Source organism: Vibrio sp. YYF0003, from assembly GCF_036350715.1.
Classification (GTDB): domain Bacteria; phylum Pseudomonadota; class Gammaproteobacteria; order Enterobacterales; family Vibrionaceae; genus Vibrio; species Vibrio natriegens.
The window spans coordinates 271,356-290,124 of record NZ_JAZDWA010000003.1 but is presented as its reverse complement, the minus strand read 5'-3'; the positions used below and the strand labels follow the sequence as shown (position 1 = coordinate 290,124).

Here is an 18,769-nt window from a genome sequence, read left to right as displayed (position 1 = left end):
ATGAGCAAACACATGGCAGCGAAAGATACAGTCACCACTTTTCCCACATCAAAGCCTCGTTTGGTTTCTGATAACCCAACGGCAGTGACAACGCGATTTGCAAAGCGCTCACTGCAGCCTGGTGAAGTTGCACTCGTTGGTGCGGGTCCGGGTGACCCTGAACTTTTGACTGTCAAAGCACTGAACTGCTTACAGCAAGCCGATGTAGTTTTGTATGACTACCTTGTTTCTGAAGAGATCATGGCGTTGATCCCAAGCGATACTATCTTGGTTTGTGTTGGCAAGCGCGCTGGACACCATAGCGTACCGCAAGAGAAAACCAATCAACTGCTGGTAGATTTCGCTCAACAAGGATACCGAGTTGTACGAGTAAAAGGTGGCGATCCATTTGTGTTTGGTCGTGGTGGTGAAGAGCTCGAAGTTCTGGCTGATGCAGGTGTGCGCTTTCAGGTTGTGCCTGGCATTACCGCGGCGGCTGGAGCAACAGCTTATGCTGGGATTCCTCTGACTCACCGTGATTACGCTCAATCAGCCATTTTTGTCACTGGCCACTTGAAAGAAGAAAGTGATGAGATGGATTGGTCGACACTGGCTCGCGGCAATCAGACTTTAGTGATCTACATGGGGCTGATGAAATCACACTATATTCAGAGTCAGCTTATTAAACATGGTCGCTCAGCCTCAACACCGATAGCTATTATCGAACGTGGTACGCAAATAGAACAGAAAGTATTTACGGGAGAATTGTCCCAACTATCTGATTTATCGAAGGACGCTCAATCTCCTTCTTTAATCGTGGTAGGTGAAGTGGTGCGATTGTCTCAAAAATTAGACTGGTTTTTGTCTAGTACTGAAATCAACAAAAGTGCTATTGCCAACTCCATATAATTTCAGTCCAAAGATTAGAGACGTAATGCGCCTTCAAGCTTAAAAGGAAATACAAAACATGGACCAACAACGTTTAACTCACCTTAAACAACTCGAAGCGGAGAGTATTCATATTATCCGTGAAGTTGCGGCTGAGTTTGGTAACCCAGTCATGATGTATTCGATTGGTAAAGACTCATCAGTGATGTTGCACCTAGCGCGTAAAGCGTTTTACCCGGGCAAAATCCCGTTCCCACTTTTGCATGTCGATACGGACTGGAAATTCCGCGAGATGATTGAGTTCCGTGACCGTACTGCAGAAAAATACGGTTTTGAGCTTTTGGTTCACAAGAACCCAGAAGGTCTTGCTATGGGTTGTAGCCCATTTGTTCACGGTTCTTCAAAGCACACTGACATCATGAAGACTCAAGGTCTTAAGCAAGCACTAAACAAATACGGTTTTGATGCGGCTTTCGGTGGTGCGCGTCGTGATGAAGAAAAATCACGTGCGAAAGAGCGTGTGTATTCATTCCGCGATAAGAACCATACGTGGGATCCGAAAAACCAACGTCCAGAGCTTTGGAAAACCTACAACGGTCAGGTGAACAAAGGCGAGAGCATTCGTGTGTTCCCTCTATCAAACTGGACAGAACTGGATATTTGGCAATACATCTATCTAGAAAATATTGAGATCGTACCGCTTTACCTTGCTGACAAGCGTCCGGTTGTCGAGCGCGATGGCATGTTGATCATGGTTGATGATGACCGCATGGAAATTCAGCCAGGTGAAGTAGTAGAAGAGAAGAGTGTTCGTTTCCGTACTTTAGGTTGCTACCCGTTAACCGGCGCGATCGAATCCGAAGCCAATACGCTGACGGGCATCATTGAAGAGATGCTGGTGGCGACATCGAGTGAGCGTCAAGGGCGAGCGATCGACCATGATCAATCAGGATCGATGGAACTTAAAAAACGTCAAGGTTACTTCTAAAGGATCTAAGGAAAGATAATGAACAGTGCAGTTGAAGCTCAATTAGCCGAGCTTGGTATCGAAGGCTATTTAACACAACACCAGTACAAGTCTTTACTTCGATTTCTGACTTGTGGTTCTGTTGATGACGGTAAGAGTACCCTTATTGGTCGCTTACTCCATGACTCAAAACAAATTTATGAAGATCAACTAGCGGCAGTGCACTCAGACAGCCAACGCGTAGGTACAACAGGTGAAAAGCCTGATTTAGCCCTACTGGTTGATGGTCTGCAGGCAGAGCGCGAACAGGGTATCACTATCGATGTAGCTTACCGTTACTTCTCTACACAGAAGCGTAAGTTCATCATTGCTGATACTCCAGGGCATGAGCAATACACTCGTAACATGGCAACAGGTGCTTCGACGTGTGATTTAGCCGTGATTCTGGTTGATGCACGTAAAGGCATTCTTGATCAGACTCGTCGTCACTCATTCATTTCAAACCTATTGGGCTTGAAGCATTTCGTTGTTGCAATCAACAAAATGGACTTGGTTGACTACTCGCAAGCACGTTTTGAAGAGATTCGTGATGAGTACCTTGAGTTCTCTGAAAAGCTGACCGGTGATATTGATATTCAAATCATTCCGATTTCAGCGCTTGAAGGCGATAACGTGGTCGACAAAGGTGAAAACCTGGATTGGTTTGAAGGTCCGTCACTGCTTGAGCTACTGGAAAACGTTGATATTGACCACGAGAAAGGCAGCGGTGAATTCCGCTTCCCGGTTCAGTACGTTAACCGTCCTAACCTAGATTTCCGTGGTTTCGCTGGCACGATTTCTTCAGGTTCAGTGAAAGTGGGAGACAAGATCAAAGCGCTTCCATCAGGTAAAACGTCGACAGTTGCACGAATCGTAACTTTCGATGGCGATATCGAAGAAGCACGCGCAGGTCTTGCAGTAACGCTGACTTTGAACGACGAAATCGATATTAGCCGTGGTGATTTGATTGTTTTAGAAAATGCTCAGGTAGAAACCACAAACCATCTTCTTGCAGACGTTGTGTGGATGACTGAACAGCCACTTCAACCAGGTCGTGATTACGATATTAAGATCGCGGGCAAGAAAACTGTTGGTCACGTTGAGACGATTCGCCATCAATACGACATCAACAACCTTTCTAGCCATAGTGCGGCTGAGTTGCCACTGAATGGTATTGGTTTGTGTGAGTGGTCATTGAACGAGTCTGTTGCACTTGATAATTACCAAGATTGTGCAGACACGGGTGGTTTCATCATCATCGACCGTCTGACTAACGTTACTGTTGGTGCAGGTATGGTGAAAGAAAGTCTGGCATTGGTAGAGCGTGATCTGACCGATATCTCTGCATTTGAACTGGAGCTTAATGCACTGGTTCGCAAACACTTCCCGCATTGGGAAGCTAAAGACCTAAGCCAATTACTTAAAAAGTAATTGGTGTTCCTGAGCAGTGAAGGAGCCAATGTTACCTCTTTTCTGCTCAGGTTATTAGCCCGACTGAGTTGCGAAATGCAGTCAGGCTCTTTCCCCCAGAAACCAGAATGCACGATGAAGTGTGAGTCATTCTGGCTTTCTTTTTCGCTTGCTTTGCTCTGGTTACTTATTTTCTCGCTCTGCAACATTTGATGTGCAGTCGCTGTTTTCGCCCTGTTCGGGCTATTTGGTAAGGAAAGGCTATGTGGGAACAAGGATTTGTATTAGCGATTTTGCTTGGCATTATCACTTGTTTGCTTGTCACGAAAATTAAGCCTAGTTATGTTTTTGCTGGTGCAGCCTTTATTTCGTTTCTAGCTGGTATGATGGATTTGACATCCATTGCCTCTAACTTTACCAACTCGTCATTACTAACCTTAGTGTTACTAATACTTGCGTCGTGTGCCTTAGAAAAAACGCTTCTTATCAGCTGGGTCAGTCGCAGTATCTCTGAAGGACATTTAGGTAGTGTTATCGCTAAGTTGGGGCTCTCTACGGCGTTGCTATCATCGTTCACCAATAATACGGCTGTTGTCGTATCTCTGATTGGCGCTATCAAGCGAAACCAGCAGCATGCGCCGTCAAAGCTATTAATCCCACTTTCATACGCGGCTATTTTGGGCGGTACATTGACCTTGATCGGTACGTCAACCAATCTCATTATCAATAGCTTCGTGGAAGATGCAGGCTTACCTAGCTTAGGATTTTTTACCCCGACGCTGATTGGTTTGGCGGTTCTGGCTGGTGGTTTACTGATTTTGATTCCACTGAGCTACCTGCTGCCGAATTATGATGATCAAACTCAGGAAGATCTGCCTTATTTCCTTGAATCACGCGTTGAGCCTGGCTCGCCATTGGTTGGGCGCACGGTTAGCGAAAATAATTTACGAGCGTTACGTAAACTGTTTTTGGCAGAAGTCATACGCGATGGCGTTACTGTCTCGTCAGTCGGGCCTGAGTTTGTGCTTAATGCAAAAGACCGCTTACTGTTTTGTGGCGATGTAGAAAGTGTCGCGACGCTGCAGGAAATCCCTGGCCTGACGCTGTTTGGTCATCAGCACTTGAATGGACAAAACTTCCGAGAAGTTGTCGTCAGTTCTTCGGCTACTTTTTGTCATAAAACGCTGAAAGAGAGCCGATTTCGTGACCGTTTTGATGCGGTTGTTGTCGCTATCCGCCGTGGCCATGAGCGACTAGAAGGCGGGTTGGGCAGTATTAAACTCGCCCCGGGTGACACCTTAGTGTTGGTTCCGGGTAAGCGATTTGAATCTGAGCGTCGTGCGCATCGTAAAGAGTTTGTATTGGTGCATGATTTGGACTCGAGCGCACGTCTGGATGCAAACAAATCTTCTATCGTATTACTCGGTTTCGCGGCGGTTATTGGCTGTGCGTTACTGGATCTGGTGCCAATCATAAAAGGGCTGGCGGTTTACATTTTATCCCTGCTGGCATTTGGCATTGTGCAAGTTTCTGAACTTCGCCGACGTTTTCCGATCGACATTGTTGTGATTGTTGGCTCTGCGCTTTCGATAGCTCAGCTAATGATCTCTTCTGGGTTATCCGTCAGGATGGGTGAGATGTTTATCCAGGCCTTTAATGGCTGGGGCGTTTTCGGCGCGTTGGTTGCGACGTATATCATGACGCTGGTGTTAACTGAATTAGTCACCAATAACGCCGCTGCAGCGCTCTCTTTTCCTATCGGCTACAGTATGGCGATAGGGTATGGCGTCGATCCAATGCCATTTATTATGGCGGTACTGTTTGGCGCAAGTGCGAGCTTTATTTCTCCCTACGGTTATCAAACTAACTTGTTGGTTTACAGCGTAGGTAATTACAAATTGACCGATTATGTGCGAATTGGTGTGCCGATTTCTATTGTGTATTCCGTATTAGTACTGACACTGATTCCGGTCTTCTTTCCGTTTTAATTCCGATATTTACAAGGATACGTTATGACAGCCGACACCACGGTAAAAGATGAAAACATTGTTTGGCATCAGCACTCGGTTGATAAAAAGTTTCGAGCTGACTTAAAGCAACAAAAACCAGCAGTACTCTGGTTTACGGGCTTATCTGGTGCGGGTAAATCAACCGTAGCGGGCGCATTGGAAAATCGTCTTGCTGAGCTTGGTTACCATACCTATTTACTTGATGGTGATAATGTTCGTCACGGGTTGTGCAGTGATTTAGGCTTTTCTGAGCAGGATCGTCGCGAGAATATTCGCCGTATCGGGGAGTTGGCTAAGTTGATGGCCGACGCAGGTTTGATTGTGCTGTCTGCTTTTATTTCTCCTCATCGAGCTGAGCGCCAACTGGTACGCGATCTATTACCGGAAGGTGAGTTTATCGAAGTGTTTGTCAATGCTTCTCTGGAGGTGTGTGAAGGACGTGATCCTAAAGGGTTGTACCGTAAAGCTCGCGCCGGAGAAATCCCAAACTTCACGGGTATTGATTCGGAATATCAAGCACCTGAAAACCCAGAAATAGATTTACCAGCGGGAGAAAAGAGTGTCGATGAGTTGGTAGAACTGTGTATCAATGACTTAAAACAGCGTGGTGTGATCCGCTAAATAAGCATTTAGATCATGGGTGACTAAAAAGTCGTGAAAGTGTTTAAAGAGCTTTTGGAACATAGGTGACCAAAAGCTCTTACTGCATAACTAAACGGTGTGGTCTACACGACTGTGTGATTCTGTATTTACAGTAAATTTATGATTTATAAGTGCTATTAATTGGTCGTAGTAATCTGTGTTGGGTTTGTTGCCAAGTAGCTTACACAGTTCGTTGCCCGTTAAGGTAAATCGATAATAAAGCAACCTTACTCCTTTGGTGTTGGCGTGGAGTGATAGGTTTTTACCTTGGTAAGTGAGAATTAAGGGTGTTTCAACACTGATTTCTCCAGACTCGAGCTCGACACTGTGCAGCAGCCCCAACTCAATTAACATCAATAAACTTGAGTAGGGGAGCTGGAACGTCCCCATGTTCAGGTTGCTGGTGGTATCCCGCTTGCCAAAGCTGAAAATACCGTTATGAGCTTTATAACCAATCAACAACTTACGGCTGCCATCACCACCAAAGCTGCAAGCTAAAGAGGCCGCTCTTTGTAGTGTTTGTGCTTCTTTAGGTGACATATCTTTGAGGGCTTTAAGCGCCTTCATCGATGTTGAGCCGGGGTTCGTGACTTCACGTTTGAGTACCTGAGCCCATAGCTTTTGCATCGAACTGTTGTGAATATCCTGAGCCATGTCGAAAAAGCGATACAACCAATCCTGTTCCGGCTCGCCCGCAGTTTCGTCTCGGCAAGCACCGTGGGCCAATTTTAACACCTGTTCAAGGTTCTGTTGCCGTTGCTCCTGACGTCGTTGCTCGCGCAGCTGAGCTCTCTCAAACGTCGATTGCTTCGGAGTATCGGCGTGAAGCAAGGCATCGAGTCCATAACTTTGTGCAATGTTTTGAATTCGACTGGCGCTGTCTTTGATATAGCTGCTTTTCGTGTCGTTTTTAGGACGTTGCTGGGAGTTGGGCTGTTGTACCATTACGCTAGGTTGCTTTGCTGATTCTGCCATTTATGTTCCTACTCAGGTAGCGACGAGTCACGCTTGCCTCAATTTACATCTTAATCCGCTTAACGACCAGAAAGTGACTATCAAAATTTGATCAAATTAAGGCTATCCAAGATGATAACAAATTGTTAAAATTGTTATCGTTATTTTGGAGGGGCAATGAAGTTCTCGGAAGCAAGCAAACTGAAAAAGCACCTGTCGATAGCGTTTCTTTTGATTCTCTATGTGGGCGTTCTAGCGTACCTGTCTCGCTATATTATGTAACACCAATCTAAATAAGCATTTGCTTGTTCATTCGGGTGGAGATCACTGATAGCTGCGTTATATGTTTTGTCATTAGAATAACCAGTTACCGCAAGTTGTACTTTGACCTAAGCGATTTTTCCTGCACAGAGCCTGACTACTTATTTATCCGGACTGGTATCTCTTCACATATGAAAATGGCGCCTAAGCGACGCCATGGGTTTACCTAAAAATTCGCGATATTACATATCGTCGTAACTTTCTATTTTTGTCCCTTCGATCAAATACGCTGTTTGAGCTAGCTCATGGCTAATGACTTCGGTTTTAAGCGTTCCGACCACGTAAACCACATCCCAAAGCTCCTGAACTGGCGCTCCTTCTGGGAACTTCACGTAAATGATTTGATTTGGTGGTGGCGGTGGAACGTGAATACATGCCCCGAAGTAGGGTACCAACAGAAACTCAGTCACTGTGTTGGCGTCACCTTCTAGCGGAATGACAAATCCTGGTATTTTTACCAGACTGCCATTCAACTCCGTTCTCACACTGCCAATCTTAGATTGTTGTGCTGCGCCACCACTATGCTCTGACGCCGATGGCATGCCGACACTATCAAACAGTTTCCGTTCTGATTCTGGAACCAGATCAAGCCAGTCGATCTTCAAAGGCTCGTCACTTGCCATTACCGGTGCTGTAAAAGAAATCACCAGCAAGCAGCTAGCGAGTATTTTTTTCCACATTTGTTTATATCCTTATTGTCATTCCATCACTCAGAGATTGTCGATAAGAGCGTAGTGCTGGGATGAAACCAATCATAATACCAGCGCATTGGACAAAACCGAGTAGCATCCATTCATATGAAGAAAGAAAGCTTAGTGTCAGATGTATACCATAATGTTGCTGCATGATCGGTTGCAATAGAGCCAGAATGGAATAAAGCCCCGCAACTCCAGAGATAATACCCGCAGCGGTCAGTAAACTGGCTTCGCTTATCAATAGTGAAAACACATGGCGTGGTCTTGCGCCCATGGCACGCAGAATAGCCATTTCCCGGCGTCTCTCCTGCAAGCTTGTCAGTAGGCTGCTTAGCATGCCAAGTAACCCGGCTACGACGACAAAACCGGATACTGCCATCAACGCTTGCTCTGCGACGGACATCATTCCCCACAATTCATGCAGTGCAACGCCCGGCATGATGGCACTGAGCGGCTCTTGCGGGTAGGTATTGATTTGTCGTTGCAAGGCGAACGTTTGGATGCGTGATTTTAAACCGACGAGCATCGCCGTGATCTGCTTTGGTTGAAAGTCGACGGTTTTTAAAACTTCGGCTTTTGGTGCTGCCCCTAGATTCGCACCACTTTCCCAACCTACGTGAATGGCTTCGATCGCTTCTAAAGATACGTGAACGGTTTTATCTACTGGTGTCCCCGTTGGGGCTAAAATGCCCACGACTTTAAAAGGCAGATTGTCATGGCGGCTAAAGCCCACATCACTGATGCCATGAGCAATGATAATCTCGCTACCTATTTGGTAACCCAGTGCTTTAGCAACATCTGCCCCAATAACGGTTTCAAATAATCCCTTGAACTCTCGACCTTTTTCGAAAGTAAGTAGTTGCTTACTTCCATACTTGAAATGCTCGAAGTAGCTGTGGTTGGTGCCCATGACACGAAAGCCTTTGTGGGAGTCACCCAGCGAAATTGGGATAGCCCAATCAACGGAGCGGTGCTGGCTGAATTCTTGATAGCTCTTCCAGTCGATGTTGTTGGTGGCATTACCAATTCGAAATACTGAATAAAGTAATAGGTTTACCTGACCTGAACGGCCACCAATAATTAGGTCGGTACCAGAAATCGTATTGGCAAAACTGTCTTTGGCCTGTGTTCGAATTCGCTCAACGCCAAGTAGCAAAACCACAGAAATTGCAACGGTCATCACGGTAAGCAATGCCGTCGCCTTACGGTTCATCAGGCTCTTCCAGGCGAGTGTCACTACCGCTGTCATGACAAACCTCCAGCGCTACTACATTGGTTAATATCAGGAAGGTTAATGGTCCGGTTAAATAGAGGCTCCAGAGTTGGATCATGGCTGACAAATACCAAGGTCGCGTTGACTTGATTGGCTTGCTCCATAAGCAGCTCAATAAAAGCCATTCTATTGTCATGATCCAAAGCAGAGGTTGGTTCGTCAGCAATGACTAACGCAGGATGCCCCATCAGAGCTCTGGCTGCTGCAACTCGCTGCTGCTGGCCGATACTTAATTCGGATACCGGACGCGAATGCAGGCTTTGTGGCAAATGCAGCCTTTCTAATAATGCCGAAGCCTGTTCAGCTAACGCCTGATTGCTGGCATTCGCTGCAATACGATTACGTCTGACTTTGCTAAATTGGCATGGAAGCAAGACATTTTCGATTACGTTGAGGTAGGGCAACAGATTGAATTGCTGAAAAATATAGCCAATATGATCTGCTCGAAATTTGTCTCTTTGGCTGGCAGTCAGAGTCGATAAGTCGGTGTCGAGTACCGATAGAGAACCCGCACTCAATGTATTAATACCGGTCAGCAGCGCGAGAAGCGTCGACTTACCACACCCGCTCGGTCCTTTGATGAATACATGTTCACCGGGCGTGATGCGTAAGTGAGGTATATCGATGGTAGCGATGTCTGAACTCGGCCAAATAAACTGGGCGTTATTGAGTTCAACAACGCTTGATATTGAATCAGTCATAGAAAGTTACCAAAGTAATAGCGTGTAAGTGGGTACTTACACGCTATGTGGTTTATTTGATTACGATTTCGGCGTTGTCTTTGTTCAAACTGGTCGCTGATTGCGTGGTATCCGTGAACAGGTTAACGCTGACTGATTCTGTATTCGGGAATTGATTGAACCAAGCCGTTTTGATTGTGCTCAGCTCGCTGACCTTTTCACAGTTGAAGCGGTACTGTGCTGAGAACTCGCCATGGCTGCTGTGCGCATCATGGTCGTGACCTTCGTGACCTTCGTGACCTTCGTGATCATCATGGTCATCGTGGTTCGCATGGTCTGCATGATCATCGTGGTGTTCATGTTCGTCATGGTCACTGTGATCATGGTCTTTATGTTCATCATGGTCGTGACCTTCATGTTCGTCATGCGCGCCACCAAGGGTATGCTCTACATGTACATCTGCGATGTCACATTCCGCTTGTGAATTGATAGTAAAAAGGCTGCTGGTGTCTTCCAGCTTTGCGACCGCTTGTTTTAATTGCTGCTCTTGCTCTGCGTTCTCTGGAGCGTGTTCGAAACCAACCACATCGGCACCCGGAGCGGTGATTTCAACTAACAAATCTTTGCCGTCTTGTGCGATGTTAAACTCTACATGGCCATGCTCGTGCGCATCGTGTTGGCGATATTCTTCTGCCATTGCTGTAGTAGACAGAGACAAGCCGATAACAAGAGCCAAAGTGTGTTTAGATGGCATTTTATTTTCCTAATTTTGCGTCTATCAATTTGAATGATTATGCATCCCAATTGATACTAAGTCTTTTAATACATTATTAAAAATCGCGAATGTGCGAGTTAATAACACTAAATGGTTTGGGTTAATGAAACTTGAGCAAAATTAGGCGGTGCGCGGGCAGAACTGCGTATTTCTTCTAGGTGGAGTGAGTTTTCAACTACATCATGAAACTTGAGCCGAGTGTAAGTCTGGGCTGGTATGGTGGGTTGAGCTTTTGCCAGACCATGGTGAGTCCCGGCAAACATTTGACAGTGATGGTGCGTGTGATGCTCAGGCGTTACATCCATTTGATGAAATAGGCTGGCAAAATTCCATACGATCAGCAAAGCAGTACTGAAAAGTACAACAGTACGATAGCAATGTTGAATTGTTGTTTGCCTGGAGAGAACCATCATAGCGCCTGAGACCCAATTGAGTGTTATAATATAACACTCATTTTTGGTAAAAGTTCACTCTTTTGTCAGTTAAGAGAAAATTCAGACAATGCTTAAGAGCTGACTCCTTGTACTTGCCGAAACAAGGAGCCTATTGGTAGCCGTTAAATATTTTGCTTGATTAACTCAATTACTTGCGTGATCTCGTTTTGTTCTAAAGGTCCTTCTTTGCTGAAAAGCACTTTTCCTTGCTTATCCTGAACGATGATCGCTGAACTCTCTTGCTCTAATCCCCAAGCTTTTGCGACTAAGCCATTTTCATCCAATACCATTGATGACCAAGGAAATTCCTTCTTGCTGTCTTGTGCTGAAGACTTGACGAAGGAGCCTGTACCCCAAATCGCATCATCCTGATTGATGATCGTTGTGGTTTGGTAACTTTCTTGAGGAAACTTTGCGGCAGTAATGGCAGACATTAGGGGGGCGTTCATCTCTTTCGCACTGCTACGTCCTGCTATCGCCTGAATAACTCGTACTTTGCCCAGCATGTTTTGCGCAGCCCATGGTTGATACGCAACGCCTTCGCCCTGCATGACAATTTCACCATAAGCACCAACTCGAACGTCTGGAACATTTTCGCCGATGGTTAAATTATTTGCGAATGAAAGGCTTGGCGTCATAGCCAGCAGAAGTGGTAGGAGAGTCTTAATTTTCATATTGTTATATTCCATATATGTGAGAGCTTTATAACCAAGTCACCTCTGGATGATGGATACAATCAGACGAGCTTGGTTGATAGGAACCATCTGGATGTCGCCAGTATATAAGTAGAACAAGTAAAATTACAGCGAGCTTGTTAACATTTATTTAACGTTTGAGGTGATGTAATATTGCGTTGTTTTTAGGATTTGCTAGAATGAAGTCGTTCGCAAATTGCGCTACAAGATTGTTAAGGATAGACAATCTGTACTTTCTCAAAGGAATTGAGGTGAATTATGCTACGTGAATTCGCGGTATACCGACCACTCCAGGTGGCTCGTTTTGTAAAGACGCTATTTAAAGGTCAGTTTTTCATCGCAGGCGTCGGGAACTTTGATTTTGATAATGGCAAGGTTCTTCTACCAGACGTGAAAGATCAGAAAAGACTCTCTGTGTTCAAAGAAGTGAACCAGGAGATCGCATCGTTGAAACTACGATGAGCAGGTTAAAAGCAAAGTTATGATAAGAGCGACTAAAGTCGCTCTTTTTCGTTAATGGCTGTTGATTTTAAGTTGTTTCTCAATCAGCTTTGTAAACTTGGTGGAAAGCACACACCTGTACCACCAAGGCCGCAGTAGCCTTCAGGGTTCTTCGCCAGATATTGCTGGTGGTATGTTTCAGCAAAGTAGTACGTCCCTGCCGGTTGGATTTCTGTGGTGATGGAAGCTCTTTGTTCCTCTTGCAGTGCTTGCTGGTACTGATGCTTTGAATGCTCTGCAATGTCTTGTTGTTCTTGCGAAAAAGTATAAATAGCGGAACGATATTGCGTGCCGAGGTCGTTCCCCTGACGCATCCCTTGTGTAGGATCGTGCTTTTCCCAAAATGCAGCCAGAAGTTGCTCCAGAGAGATAACTTGCTCATCAAATACCACTCTAACGACTTCAGCATGGCCGGTTTGTCCTGTACATACTTCTTCATAAGTCGGGTTTTTCGTGTACCCACCAGAGTAACCTACTGATGTTGAGATGACGCCATCCAGTTGCCAGAACAGGCGCTCCGCTCCCCAAAAACAACCCATACCTAATAGAATTTGCTGTTGGTTAGACTGCAATGGTGCCGTTAAACTGGATTGATTAACAAAATGCGTATCTTCAATTTGCATTGGCTGCTCTCGACCTGGTAGAGCATCTTCTATACTGATTAGTGTCTGTTTGTTGAGCATGCTATCTGTCCTTTAAATTTGTCTTAAATTTGCGAACTTTTCCCAGTTCGTCTTTATGTGAATACGGATTTACAAAGGCTGCGGTAAAGTTATGAATATTACAGACTTAGCCTTTAATTGGCGCTATTATGACACAAGTTTCTTTAATCTCACGAATCTCACGCATCTAAAACGCATGATAAAAAAAGCTCTCCCGATCATTGTTGTTGGCTTGTTTGCCTTTTCCCATAACGCCTCTGCCAAAGTATCTATTAAGCTACAAGGTATAGACGGCGCGTTAGAAGAAAATGTCAACGCTTATCTGACTTCGATTCCTGAAGAAGATTACTCGACTTCGTTGCGTTTTCAAGCGCGATTAGATGAAAGCATCACTGAAGCACTCAACGCGCTTGGGTATTATCACGCAGATATCTCATATTCTGTTACTGAAAATAATGATGAACTGATCATCGATATTGCAAAAGGCTTACCAGTCAAGATCAAAGTTATGGATGTCGTGATCACTGGTGAAGCGCAAGACGATGAAGCATTTGAAGCGCTTCTCGCGGCGTCTCCTTTAAAAGTTGGCCGGGTTCTGAATCAAAGCGAATACGATAGCCTCAAGTCAGGAATACGTAATTTAGCGTTGCAGCGCGGTTACTTCAAAGGGGATTATCTACTCAGTCGTTTAGAGGTGGTACCTGCATTCAATGAAGCGAACATTCGTTTGCATTATGACAGTGGTATCCGCTATCACTTTGGTTCCATCAATATCATCGGCAGCCAGATTTGGGATGAGCGCGTCGCTTCGTTAAGTCCTTTTGAGGAGGGAGAACCTTACTTAGTTTCGAGTGTTGGTGAGTACAACCAGAACTTGTCTAATACTGACTGGTTTTCGTCTGTATTTGTTGAGCCTGATCTGGCAATGCTGGAGGAAGGACGTGAGTTACCAGTTAAGGTTTCTCTTGCTCCGGCGGCCAAAAACCAGATAGAAACCGGTCTTGGTTACTCCACTGATACTGGCGTACGTGGCACGTTGAAATGGAAAAAGCCCTGGATCAGTTCCCGTGGCCACAGTCTAGATACCGCACTTTCCCTGTCCCAACCGGAACAAACCATCACAGCAGGCTACAAAATACCGCTTGATGACGTTTTGCATGAATACTACCAGCTCCAGTTTGGCTTAAAGCATTTGGACAACCGTGATACCGAAAGTTTAGAAACGAATTTAGCGGTAGAACGCCACTGGATCGTCGATGGTGGCTGGCGTAAGACTTTGTATATACGTCACTTGTACGAAAACTTCTCTCAGGGTCTACAGGAAGACGGTGTGCAGTTCTTGCTTCCTGGCGCTACGTTCTCACGTACGAGAAGTCGTGGCGGCAGCATGCCAATGTGGGGCGACAAGCAAACCATCACGTTTGAATATGGCGACCCGGCCGTTTTATCTGCGACCCGAGTCTTTCGCTTTTTGGGCCGAACCTCTTGGATCCGTGGGATTGGTGAAAACCATCGTGGACTTTTCCGCTTAGAAGGCGGCGCTAACTTTATGGACGAGTTTGATAAGTTGCCTCCATCGTTGCGTTTCTTTGCTGGTGGTGACAATAACATCCGTGGTTATGGTTATGAATCCATCTCGCCTGTCGATGAAAGTGGAGCGTTAACGGGGGCAAAATATATCCTGAGTAGCACGCTTGAGTATCAATACCGTCTTACTGGTAACTGGTGGGGGGCGACTTTCTACGATATTGGTGATGCATTTGATGATACCCCCGTATGGAAAGCGGGTGCCGGGGTAGGTATCCGCTGGGCCTCTCCAGTTGGTCCGGTCAGCTTTGATTTTGCATGGGGATTGGATGACCCACAGAAGAACGAATTTCGTATCCATTTCTCATTGGGGCCTGAACTATGATGCAAAAGATGTTTAAGTGGACCAAATGGCTATCGCTAGGTTTGATTGGTCTTCTGTTGTTGATCATCATTTTAGTCTCAACAGTTCTCTTTACTCACCCTGGATTAAAGCTCGCCATATGGGGGGCAGAAACAGCCGTGCCACAATTGAAAGTGGAGAACGTCCAGGGCTCGTTATTTCCACGTTTTGCATTGGAAAACGTCAGCTTTGTTGATGAAACACTGAATGTCGATGCGAAAGTTGAACGCCTGACCTTAGCGGTTAACTTTCGTTGTTTTTTCGATCCTAGAGTGTGTGTCGATGAGCTTTCATTGCAAGGCGTCAACTTCCAGATGCCGGAGCTGCCACCTGCGAGTGACGAGCCAGAAGAAGAGACGCCTCCGCTGCGTTCAATCAGTACGCCAGTGCCAATTTTCGTCAACAAAGTTAGCCTCAATGATATCAACCTGAATGTTTTGGGTAATCAAGTTGACTGGCAGGATTTCACGACCGCGTTATCGATGCAGGGCGACCGCTTAGTCATTGCGCCAACAGCATTAAAAGAGATCAATGTTGCATTGGCACCAACGGACACCGAACAAGCTCCTAATGATGCTGATGCTGATGCTGATGTCGCAGAAGCCCAGACAGCCACAGCCGAAGGGGCTGACAGCGAGGGGGATGAGTCCCAGAGTGCTCCAGTCGCGGGCACTGATACTGAAGTCGCTGATTCCCAGACCGATGCAACTAACGCAACGGATTCGGAAATAGTAAAAACAGCCGATGCAGAGCCGCAAGATATTGTTTTACCTGAAGTCTGGATTCCGTTGACCGTCGATGTCCGACGTCTCGATATTCATAACTTCAAGTTAGCTGGTGAAACGCCGGTTATTGTTCATCATCTCGGTTTGGTGGCGAAGGCGGGCCGTGATCGTGTTGATTTGCAAACACTTGAGCTCGACATGCCTGAAGTTGAGGCTACGCTGAGTACGCAAGTGACACTTTCCGCAGACTATCCTCTTAGTGCCCAGCTGGATGCGCTAGTGAAACATGCGGAAGCGAAAGGACAGAAGTTGTCGCTGTCAGCATCTGGCTCAGCAGGCGACTTATCGCTGCAGGCAACATTGTCTGAACTGACTAAAGCCGAAATCCAAGCCAAAATTCAGCCACTGAAAGTGCAGTTACCGTTTGATGTAACCCTCAACAATGTCGAAGCGCAGTGGCCTTTGTTGGGAGAAAGTGACTATCAGGTTGCTGTACCGAGTCTTACCGCTAAAGGTTCGTTAGAGGGCTACGAGGTGGCGCTGGAAACTAAAGCATCTGGTAAGGATATTCCTGCGGTAGATGTGGCGCTAAACGGAAAGGGCACCCTAGAGCAAATTGATCTGGAAAGTATTGTGGTGAAAACCTTAGGCGGCGAACTGTCGGGCAAGGTTATGGCTAACTGGGCGGCGCCAATCAACTGGCAAGCCGATCTCAACTTACAACACATCCAGCCGGGCCTTCAGTGGCAGGAAGCGGAAGGGGACATCAGCGGTAGCTTATCAACCTCTGGGTCGCTGACGGAGCAAGGCGGCTGGCAGGTTAGCCTTCCTACCCTGGATATTGATGGTGTTTTACGTGGTTACCCACTAAAAGTGAAGGGGCAGTTAGAAGCCTCTGATAAAAATGGCAAAGCCGAAGATATCCAGCTTACCACTCAAGGTTTAGTATTGGCTCATGGTCCTAACCAGTTGAGTGCCAAGGGTAAGATCGATAAACAAATCTTGATGGACGTTGAGGTTAACTTCCCTGATTTTGCGAAAAGTGTGCCTGATCTTAGCGGCAATATGAACGGTAAAATTGCGGTACGAGGTAGCTTAAAAGAGCCGAACATCAACCTGGATCTTGCCGTCAATAAAGCGAACTGGCAGCAGTTAGCCAAAGTAGAAACGGTCACGCTGAAAGGGGATGTTTCACCGTTACCCGTACCAAAAGCTAACGTGAGCTTAGTAGCAAATAACATTAACTATGACGGCATCAAGATTGATAGCGCTGACCTCGATGTCTCAGGTGATGAAAAGCAGCATCAACTTACCTTAGATGTGGCCTCGGATATCGTCTCAACCAGCCTGGAGATTCAGGGCGCATTTACTCAGAAGCCTGAAATGATCTGGGACGGTGCGCTAACTCGTTTGTCGCTTGATACCATTCAAGGGCCTTGGGCACTGGAAAAATCGACGGCAGTGAAGGTCAATATCGACAAGCAGATCGCGGATGTTCAGGCGCACTGTTGGTTACAAGCTGATTCAAGTGTGTGTTTATCTGAAAACATTAGTGTAGGCAAAAGTGGTGAGGCGAAGTTAGCGGTGAATAACTTTGACTTTAGCCAAATCAAGACACTACTGCCGGCCGAAACGAAACTGCAAGGTGAAGTGAACGCACAAGCCTTTGCTAAATGGGCTCCAAACATGAAGCCTGAAGTGACGTTGAATGTCGATATGCCACAAGGCCAGGTGGAACAAGCGCTGGAACAACCAATTACGGTTGGTTGGGAAAGTGTTAGCTTTAAAGCGGCGTTAGCAAAAGACAAGCTCGATGCTCAGTGGCTCGTCGATGTGGCGGATAACGGTGATCTCTCCGGTAATGTGTCACTGATTAATGTCTCTGCTGAGTCTCCTGAGATCGCGGGTAACGTGTCACTTTCGACGCTCCATCTGGATTTCTTAGCGCCATTGATTGGCGAGTACAGCTTGTTTAAAGCCAATATGAATACCGATTTGGCGTTATCTGGTGATGTCATGCACCCTAGGGTGAACGGCCAGTTCCTGATTGACCAAATTAAACTGAACGGTGAAGTGACGCCAATTGATATCGACTCAGGTCAGGTAGAAATCAACTTTAAAGGCCATCAAGCTGACCTCAACGCTGGCATCAACACCCCAGATGGCAAATTGGAAATTACCGGTGATGCGGACTGGCAAGACCTACAGGACTGGCATACCAAAGCTCGAGTGTTCGCTAAAGAGCTGAAAGTAGATATGCCTCCGATGGTGAAAATCAAAGTCGAGCCAGATATGACGCTTGAGGTGACGCCAAATTTAGCCAAAGTACAAGGTAATATTAATCTGCCTTGGGGACGTATTGTCGTTGAAGAGTTACCACCAAGCGCGGTTGGCGTTTCGAGTGACGTAGTCATTTTGGATGAAAACTTACAGCCAGTTGATGACACTGTGGCAGTACCGTTTAATGTCGAGACCGATATTAATATTAAGATTGGCGACGATTTTCAGCTGTCGGCATTTGGTCTGAAAGGTGGTCTGAGGGGTAACCTCAATGTGACTCAAAAAGACAAAGGTCCATTTATTGTTGGTGAAGTTAACATTGTCGATGGTTCCTACCGCTCATTTGGCCAAGATTTGGTGATTGATGAAGGTAAAATCATGATGAATGGCCCAGCCGATGAGCCTTATCTGTCGATTTCTGCCATCCGTAACCCTGATAACACGCAAGATGATGTGACCGCAGGTGTTCGTGTTACTGGCCCTGCATCTGACCCAAGTTTGGAGATCTTTTCAGATCCTGCTATGCCTCAGGCAAACGCGCTGTCCTACCTATTACGAGGTCAAGACATCGATGCAGAATCTGGTGGTAATGCCATGACCACTACCTTGATTGGCTTGAGTCTGGCGAAAAGTGGTCGTGTTGTCGGACAGATAGGTGAAGCCTTTGGTGTTCAAGACTTGCAGCTCGATACTGCGGGATCGGGTGATGACTCTCAGGTGACGGTGAGTGGTTATATATTCCCGGGTCTTCAGGTGAAATATGGTGTCGGTATCTTTAACTCTCTGGGTGAATTTACTGTTCGTTACCGATTAATGCAGGATCTGTATTTAGAAGCGGTTTCTGGTGTAGACAGTGCAGTTGATCTACTCTATCAATTCGAGTTTGATTAAAGCGTAACTCATAACTAAG

General features: G+C 46.0%; 16 protein-coding genes. 8 read left to right on the top strand and 8 right to left on the bottom strand.

Annotated elements, in window-relative coordinates; all coding sequences use genetic code 11:
* Positions 1–12: 12 nt before the first annotated feature.
* From cobA to cysC, 5 genes are all read left to right on the top strand, one after another.
* Positions 13–888, top strand: coding sequence for a uroporphyrinogen-III C-methyltransferase (gene cobA, locus V1U08_RS11555; RefSeq protein ID WP_020335811.1), 876 nt, complete (start codon positions 13–15; stop codon positions 886–888).
* Positions 889–946: 58 nt separating this feature from the next.
* Positions 947–1,855, top strand: a complete 909-nt coding sequence (cysD, locus tag V1U08_RS11550; RefSeq protein WP_014230681.1) for a sulfate adenylyltransferase subunit CysD — start codon at positions 947–949, stop codon at positions 1,853–1,855.
* A gap of 18 nt (positions 1,856–1,873) precedes the next feature.
* Entirely contained in the window at positions 1,874–3,304 is a 1,431-nt protein-coding gene (gene cysN / locus V1U08_RS11545) for a sulfate adenylyltransferase subunit CysN (RefSeq protein WP_014230682.1), read from the top strand.
* Between the two features lie 242 nt (positions 3,305–3,546).
* Entirely contained in the window at positions 3,547–5,271 is a 1,725-nt protein-coding gene (locus tag V1U08_RS11540) for an SLC13 family permease (protein ID WP_118117613.1), read from the top strand.
* Between the two features lie 24 nt (positions 5,272–5,295).
* Positions 5,296–5,913 carry an adenylyl-sulfate kinase gene (cysC, locus tag V1U08_RS11535; RefSeq protein WP_014230684.1) on the top strand — a complete coding sequence of 206 codons (618 nt, stop codon included), beginning with the start codon at positions 5,296–5,298 and terminating at the stop codon, positions 5,911–5,913.
* 90 nt (positions 5,914–6,003) lie between these two features.
* Here the strand turns inward: cysC and V1U08_RS11530 are convergent, their stop codons facing one another.
* The 7 genes from V1U08_RS11530 to V1U08_RS11500 form a co-directional block, all read right to left on the bottom strand.
* On the bottom strand, positions 6,004–6,909 hold the full coding sequence (locus V1U08_RS11530) for a TIGR03899 family protein (protein WP_330470628.1): 906 nt from the start codon (positions 6,907–6,909) through the stop codon (positions 6,004–6,006).
* Positions 6,910–7,391: 482 nt separating this feature from the next.
* The gene (locus tag V1U08_RS11525; RefSeq protein WP_014230686.1) at positions 7,392–7,889 is read right to left on the bottom strand and encodes a DUF3299 domain-containing protein; all 498 of its coding nucleotides are present in this window, start codon (positions 7,887–7,889) and stop codon (positions 7,392–7,394) included.
* Positions 7,890–7,893: 4 nt separating this feature from the next.
* Positions 7,894–9,153, bottom strand: coding sequence for an ABC transporter permease (locus tag V1U08_RS11520; RefSeq protein WP_330470627.1), 1,260 nt, complete (start codon positions 9,151–9,153; stop codon positions 7,894–7,896).
* Positions 9,150–9,878 (bottom strand): ABC transporter ATP-binding protein, encoded by a 729-nt coding sequence (locus tag V1U08_RS11515; protein WP_329347131.1) that lies wholly within the window; start codon positions 9,876–9,878, stop codon positions 9,150–9,152. The genes V1U08_RS11520 and V1U08_RS11515 overlap by 4 nt, the downstream gene beginning before the upstream one ends.
* Before the next feature lie 52 nt (positions 9,879–9,930).
* On the bottom strand, positions 9,931–10,611 hold the full coding sequence (gene zrgA, locus V1U08_RS11510; RefSeq protein ID WP_330470626.1) for a zinc uptake protein ZrgA: 681 nt from the start codon (positions 10,609–10,611) through the stop codon (positions 9,931–9,933).
* A 107-nt stretch (positions 10,612–10,718) separates the two neighbouring features.
* Positions 10,719–11,042, bottom strand: a complete 324-nt coding sequence (locus V1U08_RS11505; protein ID WP_014230690.1) for a DUF2607 family protein — start codon at positions 11,040–11,042, stop codon at positions 10,719–10,721.
* A gap of 146 nt (positions 11,043–11,188) precedes the next feature.
* Positions 11,189–11,740, bottom strand: a complete 552-nt coding sequence (locus V1U08_RS11500) for a YtfJ family protein (RefSeq protein ID WP_118117623.1) — start codon at positions 11,738–11,740, stop codon at positions 11,189–11,191.
* Positions 11,741–12,019: 279 nt separating this feature from the next.
* On the opposite strand from V1U08_RS11500, the gene V1U08_RS11495 reads away from it, so the two are divergent.
* Positions 12,020–12,223 carry a DUF1107 domain-containing protein gene (locus V1U08_RS11495; RefSeq protein WP_014230692.1) on the top strand — a complete coding sequence of 68 codons (204 nt, stop codon included), beginning with the start codon at positions 12,020–12,022 and terminating at the stop codon, positions 12,221–12,223.
* Positions 12,224–12,306: 83 nt separating this feature from the next.
* Here the strand turns inward: V1U08_RS11495 and msrA are convergent, their stop codons facing one another.
* Positions 12,307–12,945, bottom strand: coding sequence for a peptide-methionine (S)-S-oxide reductase MsrA (msrA, locus tag V1U08_RS11490; RefSeq protein ID WP_065296290.1), 639 nt, complete (start codon positions 12,943–12,945; stop codon positions 12,307–12,309).
* 175 nt (positions 12,946–13,120) lie between these two features.
* Between msrA and tamA the strand changes: the two genes are divergently transcribed.
* Positions 13,121–14,836: an autotransporter assembly complex protein TamA gene (gene tamA, locus V1U08_RS11485; RefSeq protein WP_330470625.1), complete on the top strand. Its 1,716-nt coding sequence runs from the start codon at positions 13,121–13,123 to the stop codon at positions 14,834–14,836.
* Positions 14,833–18,750 carry an autotransporter assembly complex protein TamB gene (gene tamB, locus V1U08_RS11480; RefSeq protein WP_330470624.1) on the top strand — a complete coding sequence of 1,306 codons (3,918 nt, stop codon included), beginning with the start codon at positions 14,833–14,835 and terminating at the stop codon, positions 18,748–18,750. Before tamA ends, tamB begins: the two co-directional genes overlap by 4 nt.
* Positions 18,751–18,769: the final 19 nt, after the last annotated feature.